The organism is Burkholderia sp. PAMC 26561 (assembly GCF_001557535.2).
Classification (GTDB): domain Bacteria; phylum Pseudomonadota; class Gammaproteobacteria; order Burkholderiales; family Burkholderiaceae; genus Caballeronia.
This window is the reverse complement of the sequence record NZ_CP014307.1, coordinates 805568-817090: the sequence shown is the minus strand read 5'-3', so window position 1 is coordinate 817090 and position 11523 is coordinate 805568. Positions and strand designations below refer to the sequence as shown.

The 11523-nt window shown below is 60.4% G+C and carries 13 protein-coding genes; 6 read left to right on the top strand and 7 right to left on the bottom strand.

All coding sequences use genetic code 11. The features are described 5' to 3' along the window. Positions 1–94 precede the first annotated feature (94 nt). Positions 95–808 (bottom strand): TetR/AcrR family transcriptional regulator, encoded by a 714-nt coding sequence (locus tag AXG89_RS19380; protein WP_062171740.1) that lies wholly within the window; start codon positions 806–808, stop codon positions 95–97. A 141-nt stretch (positions 809–949) separates the two neighbouring features. On the opposite strand from AXG89_RS19380, the gene AXG89_RS19375 reads away from it, so the two are divergent. The 5 genes from AXG89_RS19375 to AXG89_RS19355 all read left to right on the top strand — a co-directional run bounded on the left by AXG89_RS19375 (position 950) and on the right by AXG89_RS19355 (position 5063). Beyond that, positions 950–1846 carry an SDR family oxidoreductase gene (locus tag AXG89_RS19375; protein WP_062003464.1) on the top strand — a complete coding sequence of 299 codons (897 nt, stop codon included), beginning with the start codon at positions 950–952 and terminating at the stop codon, positions 1844–1846. 23 nt (positions 1847–1869) lie between these two features. Then, on the top strand, positions 1870–3507 hold the full coding sequence (locus tag AXG89_RS19370; RefSeq protein ID WP_062171738.1) for an acyl-CoA synthetase: 1638 nt from the start codon (positions 1870–1872) through the stop codon (positions 3505–3507). A gap of 72 nt (positions 3508–3579) precedes the next feature. Beyond that, a complete protein-coding gene (locus AXG89_RS19365) occupies positions 3580–4008 on the top strand; it encodes a DUF4174 domain-containing protein (RefSeq protein ID WP_062171735.1) in 429 nt (142 codons plus the stop codon). Between the two features lie 126 nt (positions 4009–4134). Beyond that, positions 4135–4761 (top strand): MlaC/ttg2D family ABC transporter substrate-binding protein, encoded by a 627-nt coding sequence (locus tag AXG89_RS19360; protein ID WP_062171733.1) that lies wholly within the window; start codon positions 4135–4137, stop codon positions 4759–4761. 92 nt (positions 4762–4853) lie between these two features. Next, positions 4854–5063 carry a hypothetical protein gene (locus AXG89_RS19355; RefSeq protein WP_062171730.1) on the top strand — a complete coding sequence of 70 codons (210 nt, stop codon included), beginning with the start codon at positions 4854–4856 and terminating at the stop codon, positions 5061–5063. Between the two features lie 45 nt (positions 5064–5108). On the opposite strand, the gene AXG89_RS19350 is transcribed toward AXG89_RS19355, so the two are convergent. From AXG89_RS19350 to AXG89_RS19335, 4 genes are all read right to left on the bottom strand, one after another. After that, on the bottom strand, positions 5109–5360 hold the full coding sequence (locus AXG89_RS19350; RefSeq protein ID WP_062003460.1) for a hypothetical protein: 252 nt from the start codon (positions 5358–5360) through the stop codon (positions 5109–5111). 160 nt (positions 5361–5520) lie between these two features. Beyond that, on the bottom strand, positions 5521–6678 hold the full coding sequence (hpnH, locus tag AXG89_RS19345) for an adenosyl-hopene transferase HpnH (protein ID WP_062003752.1): 1158 nt from the start codon (positions 6676–6678) through the stop codon (positions 5521–5523). Positions 6679–6691: 13 nt separating this feature from the next. Continuing rightward, on the bottom strand, positions 6692–7660 hold the full coding sequence (gene ispH, locus AXG89_RS19340) for a 4-hydroxy-3-methylbut-2-enyl diphosphate reductase (protein WP_062003459.1): 969 nt from the start codon (positions 7658–7660) through the stop codon (positions 6692–6694). A gap of 66 nt (positions 7661–7726) precedes the next feature. Further along, on the bottom strand, positions 7727–7984 hold the full coding sequence (locus AXG89_RS19335; RefSeq protein WP_062171723.1) for a hypothetical protein: 258 nt from the start codon (positions 7982–7984) through the stop codon (positions 7727–7729). A gap of 499 nt (positions 7985–8483) precedes the next feature. Between AXG89_RS19335 and AXG89_RS19330 the strand changes: the two genes are divergently transcribed. Beyond that, positions 8484–9671: a glycosyltransferase gene (locus AXG89_RS19330; RefSeq protein ID WP_062171721.1), complete on the top strand. Its 1188-nt coding sequence runs from the start codon at positions 8484–8486 to the stop codon at positions 9669–9671. Between the two features lie 49 nt (positions 9672–9720). On the opposite strand, the gene AXG89_RS19325 is transcribed toward AXG89_RS19330, so the two are convergent. Then, positions 9721–10203, bottom strand: coding sequence for a hypothetical protein (locus tag AXG89_RS19325; RefSeq protein ID WP_062171718.1), 483 nt, complete (start codon positions 10201–10203; stop codon positions 9721–9723). Between the two features lie 125 nt (positions 10204–10328). Further along, the gene (hpnA, locus tag AXG89_RS19320) at positions 10329–11348 is read right to left on the bottom strand and encodes a hopanoid-associated sugar epimerase (RefSeq protein ID WP_062171716.1); all 1020 of its coding nucleotides are present in this window, start codon (positions 11346–11348) and stop codon (positions 10329–10331) included. Between the last annotated feature and the right edge of the window lie 175 nt (positions 11349–11523).

Sequence of the window (11523 nt, the reverse complement as noted above, 5' to 3'; positions counted from 1 at the left end):
AAGGCCCGCGCTGATAAAAGCGCGGCTCTGGCTGAGGGATTCCGAGTAAAACGAGGGATTGGGCGTTAAATCTGCGGGCTCTGACGGCAGGGCGTCATTTTTTCGATGCAGACGCCTGGTCATAAAGCCGCAAGGCGGCGGCCATATCGCGCTGCAATTGTTCGAGCGCGGCCGCGTCTGGATTCGGCGGCTGAAGGCCTTGCCATAAAAGTTGTGCCAGCCGGTTCGAGGTCTCTTCTATATCGACCGTCTTCTTGCTGATCGCGTCCCAGAGGACGTGTTCCATCGGACCGTAGATGCTCGATCGCAACAGGCTGAGCGGCATGTCGCCGCGAATATCGCCTGCAGCGACGCCATCCGCCAGCACCTGCATGAGCGGCGCAGTGTAACGGCGCTGGAGTTGCAGGATTTCACTGCCGAACGTGTCGTCTTTCGCGCGTCCCTCCGAGAGAATCAGCGCGCATAGTCCCGGCCCGTCGATCATCAGCCGGTACAAATGCGTGCGGATCAGGAAGAACAGCTTTGCGCGCGTGCCCGTGACATGCGGCAACGTGGCTTCTATCTCCGCGATGATCTCGTCGTACCAGTCGCAGATCACGCGCACGCACAGATCGCGTTTGCCCGCGAAATACGTGAAGACCGTCGCCTCCGATACCCCCAGACGCCGCGCCATTTCGATCGTCGTCGCCGATGAATACCCGCGCTCCGAGAACACTTCCCGCGCGACGGCGAGGATGTCCTTGATGCGTTGCTCGGACTTGACGCTCGATGGCGCGCGCCGGGCAGGGAGGGCTTTAGGCTGGGTCATATCGATGCAAGATCTGGATGTATCTTGAGTCTAGCTCAAATTCTTACAGACCTTGAATGTCGATATTAAAGGTATCTACCAACTTGACGCGCGCTCAGGATTTGAGTTTTACTCAACCTCACTTCTTCCGGCGAACCCGACATGGAATCCACGCATCGATACCGCTCCGTCTTCCGCCCCGGCCTCTTCGCCAACAAGGTCGTCATGGTCACCGGCGGCGGCAGCGGACTCGGCCGATGTACGGCGCATGAACTGGTATCGCTGGGTGCATCGGTGGTGCTGGTTGGACGAACGCTCGCAAAACTCGAAGCCGTTCGCGACGAGCTCGCGGCGGACTATCCGGAAAGCCCGGGCCGCGTTGGCTGCCACCCCTGCGACATCCGCGACGAAACCAGCGTCAAGCAAGTCGTCGCGGCCGTGCTTGCGGAGTTCAAACAGCTCGACGGCCTTTTCAATTGCGCGGGCGGTCAGTTTCCCGCGCCGCTCGAGAAGATTTCGCTGAACGGCTGGGACGCCGTCGTGCGCAACAACCTGCACGGCACCTTCCTGATGTCGCGCGAATGCTTTACGCAACACATGCGCGATCACGGCGGCGCGATCGTCAACATGCTCGCGGACATCTGGGGCGGCATGCCCGGCATGGGACATTCCGGCGCGGCGCGTGCGGGCGTGTGGAATTTCACCGAAACTGCTGCGTGCGAATGGGGCTACGCCGGCGTTCGCGTGAATGCGGTGGCGCCGGGATGGATTGCATCGGCGGGAATGGACAGCTACGACGAGCGGTATCGTGCGTTGCTGCGCGAACTCAAGCACAAGGTGCCACTGCAGCGATTTGGTACGGAATCCGAACTGGCTGCGGCGGCGGTATTTTTATTGTCGGAGGCGTCAGCTTTCATCAGCGGGTCGGTGATTCGCGTCGATGGCGGCGTGCCCAACGCGCGCCATTCGTGGCCATTGGCGGCGTCTGAGCGTACGCTTGCGTTCAACGGTTTTTCGCGATACCAGCCGCCTTCGGGCTTGCAACAAGCCGACGAGTAAAACTCAAAATCAAGGAAGAAACGATGCTTCCCGCAGCCGATTCATACGACGCCCTGAACGCGGCGTTCGAGTGGCAGGTGCCCGCGCAATACAACATCGGCGTGGACGTCTGCGATAAATGGGCCGACGGCTCGGGCCGTCTTGCGCTCATCTACGAAACGCGTGAAGGCGAGCAAACGCGTTTCACCTTCGACGAACTCAAGACACTGTCCAATCAATTCGCCAATGCGTTGATGCGCGCCGGGTTGAAACGTGGCGATCGCGTCGGGATCTTCCTGCCGCAATCGCCGGAGACGGCTATCGCGCATCTGGCGATCTACAAAGCGGGTTGCATCGCGGTGCCGTTGTTCGCGCTTTTCGGCGTGGATGCAATCCAGTATCGGCTCGCCGATAGCGGCGCCGCCGCGCTTATCACCGATCACGCGGGCTTCCAGAAACTCGAGCAGATCCGCGATACGCTGCCGGAGCTCAAGGCGGCGTATTACGCAGGTGGCGAGCACGACGAAAGTGCGCCGGAATACGCTCATATGTTCTGGGATACCTTGCGGGCAGAAGCGGAAGCGTTCACGCCAGTCGATACTTCCTCCGATGACCCCGCCGCCATCATCTACACGTCCGGCACGACGGGAAAACCCAAGGGCGCATTGCTTGCGCATCGGGTATTGCTCGGGCATTTGCCGGGCGTCGAGATGTCGCAAGGCCTTTTCCCGGCGAACGCGAAACTGATGTGGACGCCTGCGGACTGGGCGTGGATCGGCGGATTGTTCGATGTGTTGCTGCCGGCGTGGCATCACGGCGTTGCGGTTTTGGCGCGGCGTTTCGAAAAGTTCGATGGCCCCGCCGCCTTCGACCTGATGGCGCGCCACGGCGTCACGCATACGTTCCTGCCGCCGACCGCGCTCAAGATGATGCGCTCGGTCGCTCGTCCCGAGCAGTGGAAGCTTTCCCTGCGCGCGGTGGCGAGTGGCGGCGAATCGCTTGGGGAGGAGCTGATCGCGTGGGGCCGGGCGGCGCTCGGCGTGACCATCAACGAGTTCTACGGGCAGACGGAATGCAACGTGGTGGTGTCGTCGTGCTCGACGTTGTTCGAGCCACGGCCGGGCGCTATCGGACGCAGTGCGCCCGGACATCGCGTGACAATCGTCGACGATAACGGCACGGAACTCGCGCCCGGCACGCCTGGCAATATCGCGATCAAATCGCCTGATCCGGTCATGTTCCTGCGCTACTGGAACAACGAGCCGGCCACACGCGATAAATTCCGCGGCCCGTTCCTGTTGACCGGCGATCTCGGTCTTTACGATGCCGATGGTTTCATCCGCTTCGTCGGGCGCAATGACGACGTGATCACGAGCGCGGGATATCGGATCGGACCGGCGCCTATCGAAGATTGTCTGTTGCGGCATCCGGCGGTGAGCATGGCGGCAGTCATCGGCGCGCCGGATGCCGCGCGCACGGAAATCGTGATGGCGTTCATTGTGCTGAACGGAGGTTTTATCGCCGATGAAACCCTCGTGCGCGAGCTTCAGCAACATGTCAGGACGCGGCTCGCGGCGCATGAATATCCGCGCGAGATTCGTTTCGTCGATGCCTTGCCGATGACGCCAACCGGCAAAGTCATGCGCAAGGAATTGCGTTCTCAGTTGCCGCCGGGGACATAGCGCGGCGACGTGGCTTGGCCTTCAGCACAGTTTCCTCGTGAGCCGTAATATGAAGCACAAGGAGGCGCCGCCATGAAACTTTCCCTGCTAGCACCCGTTTTCGCCGCGGCCGTCGCGAGCCAGTTCGGGTTCGCCGCAAGCTCTGTTTCCATCGATCAACACACGTGGCACGATCGCCTGCTCGTGATTTTCGCCGCCGATCCGCAATCGGCGCAGCTTGCCGCCCAGCGCGCGGCCATCGAGAAAACGGGCTCGGGATTCAAGGAGCGCGATCTGGCGCTGATCGAGGTGATCGGCGACTCGGTCAAAGGCGCGAGCGAAAATGCAAACGCGCTTCGACAGCGGTTCGGCGTAAAGCAGCACAGCTTTCGTGCGTTGCTGGTCGGCAAGGACGGCGGCGTGAAGATCGATTCGCCGAAGCCGATTTCGGCGAGCGAGTTGACATCGACTATCGACGCCATGCCGATGCGCCGCCAGGAAGCGGGCTCGAAACTTCCATGAACTGTCACCCGGGACGCCGGTCGATATACTGACGATGAATCGAGTCCAGGCTGATGCAACGATCGCCACGCAGGTGACGTTTGCTTTCGGCCGGACATTGCCCTCCAATCTCGAACTATCGGTCGTATGAAACGTTATTTGCCCGCTCGTTTTGCCCTTGTCGCCCTGGCTTTTTCGGCGGCGCTTTTCTCCAGCGCGTCGTTCGCGCAAACAAGTCCTGACGCGGTGGTGAAAAGCGCCGTGGAAGGGACAGTCAACGCGATGAAGGCTGACCCGCAAGCTCGCGGCGGCGATATGGCCAAGATCACGCAACTGGTCCAGACGCGTTTCGTGCCCGCCACCGACTTCCAGCGCACCACGCGGATTGCCGTCGGCAAGGCGTGGACCACGGCGACGCCTGAACAGCAGAAGCAGCTTTATGAACAATTCCAGACGCTGCTGGTACGCACGTACACGTCGTCGCTTTCGCAACTGCGCGATGAAGACGTCAAGTTCAAGTTCGATGCCCCCACGCTCGACGCCGGCGCCAAAGACGCTGTTGTTCAATCGCATGTGTATTCGACGGGTGGAGATAATCCGGTGCGGTATCGGCTGGAAAAGACGCCCGATGGCTGGAAGATCTACGACATCGACATGATGGGCGCGTGGCTGATCCAGGTGTATCAGACGCAGTTTGCCGGCCAGTTGCAAAAGGGCGGCGTGGATGGCTTGATCAAGTTCCTGACCACGCACAACGCGCGCACGGCGGAATAAGGTCGATCGAAGTGGATTAGAAAAACGCAGCCTGCTTTCGCTGGCTGCGTTTTTTATGAGGACCGATATTGGTTCGACGTGACGGAACGTGAATGCGAGGCCACACCGATATGTCAACGCCATTGAAATCTGCAGCAGAAACGAAAGCTGAACCAGTCGCTGCGCCCGATGCCATTGTATTTAAAAAAAGCGCGTGTCTCGAAGACATTGGTAAAGACCCGCTCAACCAGTTGCGTGGATCGCTATTGCGTTACGAAACCCCGATGAGCGCTGTCGGAGAAGATGACTGGAACGCAAAGTGACTCCCCCCGCGAAACTTTATGCGCAGCAAGTTCCGGCTGTTGCTATCAGCACTCTGACACAAGCACCATCGCGGCCGAGGAAACGTTCTTCGCCGACTTCATCGCCTTCTCCCTCACTGCGATCATGTCTTCGGTCGCGCTGGAATACCGGAACGAAGCCGGCAGCAGCCGATAATCCGCCGCCACTTGCGCCGCCTTAGTCTCGCTAAAACCTGATTTGCGCAGTGTCTTCGCGAGCAGCAGATAGTCGTCGAGGTCGGCCTTGCCGAGGTTGATCATTACGTTGAAGTCGGCCATAGCGTCCTGCTTGGTTTGCCTGAAAACAAGCGATGCTACACGGGCTTGCCGGAAGCGCGTCTTGAAAACAAGAACGGGTGGAAAAACGCCGCTCAACGCAACGTCTTCCACCCGTTCGCTTCCCTGCGATCTGCCGCAGGAATCAAGCGCGCTTGAAAACTCAGGCCGCAGCCGTCGTTGTCTGCTTGCCGCCCTTGTTAGTCTTGGCGCGCCCGATTTCTTCCAGCTTGATCTCGACATGCTTCGAGAACACGAATTCCGCCGGGCGCTGATTGTCGACCGGCAGGTCTTTCGCGTATGCGCCTTCGGTACGCGGACCGCGCAACGCGACGCGCGCCGCCTTCAACGGATGCGCAACCGTGTCCATCACGGCAGTCGCTTCAAAGCCGCAATGCACCATGCAGTCAGCGCATTTCTCGTACTTGCCCGTGCCGTACTTGTCCCACTCGGTCGTTTCCATCAGTTCCTTGAAGGTCTTTACATAACCTTCGCCGAGCAGATAGCACGGACGCTGCCAGCCGAACACGGTGCGCGCCGGGTTGCCCCAGGGCGTGCATTCGTACGTCTGATTGCCGGCCAGGAAGTCGAGGAACATGCTCGACTGGCTGAACGACCAGCGCTTGCCGTTGTCGCCGCGCTTGAAGATATCGCGGAACAACGTCTTCGTTTTTTCGCGATTCAGGAAGTGCTGCTGATCCGGTGCGCGTTCGTACGCGTAACCCGGCGACACCGTGATGCCGTCCACGCCCATCGGTCCGAGCGTATCGAAGAAATTCGCCACGCGTTCCGGATCGGCGTCGTTGAACAACGTGCAGTTGATGTTTACGCGAAAACCACGGCGCTTCGCTTCCTTGATGGCCGCAACGGCTTTTTCATACACGCCGTCTTGCGAGACCGAATGGTCATGCGCCTGTTTGTCGCCGTCGAGGTGAACCGACCAGACGAAATACGGATTCGGCTCGTAGTCGTCCATTTTCTTTTCCATCAGCAACGCGTTCGTGCACAGGTACACGAACTTCTTGCGCGCGATGATGCCCTTCACGATCTGCGGCATTTCCTTGTGCAGCAGCGGTTCGCCGCCAGCAATGGAAACAACCGGCGCACCGCATTCGTCGACGGCCGCAAGGCAGTCCGCCATGGAAATGCGCTGGTTCAGGATGGGATCCGGATAGTCGATCTTGCCGCAGCCATTACACGCCAGGTTGCAGCGAAACAGCGGCTCGAGCATCAACGCGAGCGGATACCGCTTGTTGCGCATGAAATGCTGGCGCGCGATGTAAGCGCCAACCCGGACTTTTTGCAGCATCGGAATAGACAATTGCGTGTGCTCCTTAATCTTCGCGAAGGGCGCCGGCGGAAGCCGTTGCCGCGGCAAGCGGTTTTGTCAGCTTCGCGGGGAGTTTGAATTCAACTTTTTCTTCGCGGCCGGACATTGTCGTCACTTCGACAGGGCCCAGCGCGCGCAGTGCATCAATTACGTGTTTGACCATTTCTTCCGGCGCCGACGCGCCAGCCGTGATGCCCACAGCCTGCGCACCCGCAAACCATTCAGGCTTCACTTCCGAACCGTCCGCCACCAGGTAGCTCGGCACGCCGGTTTCGGCGCCGATCTCGCACAGGCGGTTCGAGTTCGAACTGTTTGTCGCGCCAACCACGAGCAGTACGTCCACTTGCGTGCTGAGCTCGCGGACCGCGGCCTGACGGTTTTGCGTGGCATAGCAGATATCACGCGTATCCGGCCCGACAATATCGCTAAAACGCCGGTGCAGTGCGTCGATAATGCCGCGCGTATCGTCCACGGACAAGGTGGTTTGCGTGACATACGCAACCGGTTCGTCCAGCGGCAGCGACAGTGTTGCAACTTCGGCCTCGCTCTGCACCAGTACCACGGTGCCGGGAATCTGGCCGATCGTGCCTTCAACTTCCGGATGCCCGGCGTGGCCGATCAGGATCAGCGTGCGGCCCTGCGCGACGTATTGCCGCCCTTGCACGTGAACCTTGGTGACGAGCGGGCAGGTTGCATCGAGTACATCCAGTCCGCGCGCCAGCGCGTCAGCTTCTACCGTTTGCGCGACGCCGTGTGCGCTGAAAATGGCGACGGCGCCGTGCGGGACTTCGTCGAGTTCCTCGACGAAACGCGCGCCCTTGCTTCGCAGATTGTCGACAACATGCCGATTGTGAACGATCTCATGGCGCACGTAGACGGGCGCGCCATGTCGTTCCAGAGCACGATCGACAATCTCGATCGCGCGGACCACGCCCGCACAAAAGCCGCGAGGTTGAGCAAGGATAATACGCATATTCGGGCGAACTCCGACTGACGCGGGTTTCGAATGGAACCGGCTATAAGCTTCGATCAAATCCGGTCAATTTATTGTAAGCAAAATTAAAGCTTCGCCGAAAAGCTTCACGAAACAAATGCCTGAAAACAGATCATTCGTTTCAACTTTAAGGCCGAACTTGACCGCGTATTCTAACGCGTTCGCTTTTTGGATGCTTGTTACGGGGTCGTTCCACTTCATGTAGCAGGGTCGAATTATTTCCCGGGCGGCGATGCCGTAAGCTCGTGCTCGGCATGTCTTCATGGACAGGGCGAATGCTGCCAGCGCGCGAATGCCGCTCAATCACGCTTCGATCGCGGCAAATTCAGCGTGAAAGGGCCGTATGGTGCGGTGCGAGGGCGTTGCAGCGGTGTCCGTTCCGACCTGACTATTACGGCTAGCCGCGTATCCGCGCACGTAAGTGGCCGAATTTCATTCGCACTTTTGACTTTCGACGTCTGGTTTATCGGTTGTTGGTCGTTGCGCTTAGCCAACAAAATTGACACTCTTGGCCACGTCGGACAGCACGCGGTTCGCTTCGTTGGCGGATATAACCGACGTGCGTGCCTCGAATTGCTACGTCGGCCGAATGGCATATCGACACGAAGCGCTGCCACGATACATGCTCGACACTGGGCCTCGGCAATCTGGCGACACCTCCCGCCGTGCCCTGTCGGCGAGCCTTTCGTCCTGCCTACTCGAGCGTTTGGGCGTAAAGTTGCGCTCCGCCAAGCGTTCCGCCGAAACCCCGGCGGTATTGCGTTTGTTTAACTAGCAACGAAACTGTAGAACCGAACTGACGATGCTCCTGATTGCCTGGTTGTCCCTTCTCATCTGGATGGTCCTGCTGTTCGCCCGCGGCGGGTTCTGGCGTGCGCAAGCTGTCGAGCGACTCAGCGAAAGCACCGTTCACGCGGTCGGACAGGCCGAAATTGCACGGCGCGGCGCCTGGCCCGCGGTGGTCGCGGTCGTGCCGGCGCGCAACGAAGTCGATGTCATCGGCCGAGCGGTCGCGTCTTTGCTCGCGCAGGATTACGCAGGATCGTTTCATCTGATCGTTGTCGATGACCACAGCACCGACGGCACCGCCGACGCCGCGCAAGCCGCCGCCCGCGACCTGGGGCTTGAAGACCGCCTGACGGTGCTGACGGCCGCACCTTTGCCGGCGGGCTGGTCGGGCAAGGTGTGGGCACAGTCGCAGGGAATCGGGGCGATCGACAAGCTCGGCTTGCCGGCCGATTACCTGTTGCTGACCGATGCCGATATCCAGCATCCCGCCAATGCCGCGTCGCAGCTCGTCGCACGGGCGATTCTGGAGGATCGCGATCTTGTCTCGCTGATGGTGCGTCTGCGCTGCGATTCGACGTGGGAAAAAGCGTTGATCCCGGCGTTCGTATTTTTCTTCGCGAAGCTGTATCCGTTCTCATGGGTCAACGACGTGCAAAGCCGCACGGCGGGCGCGGCGGGCGGCTGCATGATGGTCAGGCGTGCGGCGCTGGTGGAGGCGGGGGGTATCGAATCGATACGCGGTGAGCTTATCGATGACTGCAGCCTGGCTTCGCGCATCAAGTTTCGCAATGGCGTGAATGCGGCGCGTCCAATCCGTCTGGATCTCGCTGCCGACAGCGAGTCGCTGCGTCCCTATGACGACTGGCGCGAAGTCTGGAACATGATTGCGCGCACGGCCTTCACGCAACTTCGCTATTCCTCGCTGTTGCTGGCGGGCACGCTGATCGGCATGTGTGTGATCTATCTCGCGCCGCCGGTCATTGCGCTATCCATGGGCGCGAAGGGATGGCCGGCGTGGCTTGCATGGATCGCCATGTGCTGCGCCTACGCGCCAATGCTGCGGTATTACCGCCGCTCGATTTTCTGGGCGCCGCTGCTGCCGCTCGTCGCGCTGTTCTATGTCAGCGCAACGGTGGGATCGGCAGTGAGGTTCTGGAGCGGAAAAGGCGGCCAGTGGAAGGCGCGGGTTCAGGCGCCGTGATGCATTGATTTGCGCGGGCACGGTTGCTGAAAACCACGGCCTGCTTCCATCACCGTTGCGTCAGCATTGCGTACAGCTCGATCACCATATCCGGCGAAAACGAGAACGGCACCCAGCCGTGGCCCGTGTGGCGCAACACCAGCAAGCGGTCACCATTCGGATATCGCTGTGTCGCCATCACGGGATTTTTCGTCGCGACATACCGCCAGCCGGGGGGCAAGCCGTTCGGCTGGTCGACGGTCATCGAGGCACGCGCGTTCGACAATTCCTCGATCAATTGCGACACGCCTTCGGGACTCAACGCCACGGTCTTTCCGCCGATGGTCATCTCGATCACGTTTTTCTCGGGACGCGAGACATTCAGCGTGGGTTTTTCATCGGCCGTGGGCGCCGGATCGGGCGCGGTGGTCGCGGCGACATCGGCTGCGGGTGAACTAGCTACAGGAGAATCAGCAGCGGGGGTGGAGGCAGCGGCCAGAATCAGCTCATCGAGGCTTGATTCCAGCGCGCCGAGCTGGTCGGTTAAGTTCATGCGGTGTATGCCTTTTCTTGCCTTGCATCGAACCTGCGATTTTAACTGCTGCGTACTCTGCGTCGTGCCACGTGTTGTAACAAAATGCGTGTTGGCGCGCGTTAAACACTGAGCGCGCCTGCAGATCAGCGGTTCAGATAACCGTTTTCACGAAACCAGTCGAGCGCGTGACTCAGGCCTTCGCCATAGGGTCGCGCGCGGTAGCCAAGCTCGCGTTCCGCTTTTGCCGACGTGAAGTACATCTTGTTTTTCGACATCCGCAATCCATCGATCGTGACGAACGGCTCCTTGCCGCTGAACTTGGCGAAGAGTTCAGCGCCGGCCGCGAGCGGATACAGCGGGCCACGCGGCAACTTGATGGTCGGTGGCTTGCGGCCGGCCAGCCCGGCGATATCGGCGAGCATTTGTTGCAGCGACAAATTCTCGCCGCCCAGGATGTAGCGCTCGCCGATCACGCCGCGTTCGAGCGCGAGAAAGTGACCGTTCGCGACGTCGTCCACATGCACGAGGTTCAGGCCGGTATCGACGAAAGCGGGGATCTTGCCGGTCGCCGCCTCCACGATGATCCGCCCGGTCGGCGTCGGCTTCACGTCGCGCGGGCCGATCGGGGTGGACGGATTCACGATCACGGCCGGCAAGCCGTCGTTCGCGACCATGCGCTCGACGGCGCGCTCCGCCAGCACCTTGCTGCGCTTGTACGCACCGATGGTCTGATGCGCTTGCGCGGGTTTGGTTTCATCGGCGATATCACCCGACGGGTTCACCTTCAGCGTCGCGACGCTGCTCGTGTAGACAATCCGTTCGATGCCTTCGGCGAGCGCCGCACGCATGGTGGCTTCGGTGCCGTCGAGGTTCGCGCGCTCGATCTCGCTCGGGTCGCGCGCCCAGATCCGGTAGTCCGCCGCCACGTGCATCAGATACCGCACGCCTTTCATGGCGGCGCGCATGGACGCTTCATCGCGCATGTCGCCATACACGACTTCGGCATCGAGACCTTCCAGGTTCTGCCGGGAACTGGTCTTGCGTATGACAACGCGGACATCGAGGCCGCGTTCCCGCGCCAGTCGCGCAACCGCCGAGCCTACGAATCCGGACGCACCGGTAACCAGCACGCGCCCACTGCGACCATGTACAGCGTCAGTCATTTTTTCCTCTGATTGGTATTGAAAGGTAACAGTTGCCCGTCTTCCGAAGCGTCGTAATCGGCCGTAGGCCCATATGTGACAAGGGCTGGCGGGTCGTGCTATGGTCCGGTGCTGCCTGTTCGGCGCCTGACAAAATCTCAACAATATTCACTCGCCAATGCATATAGACAGCAGA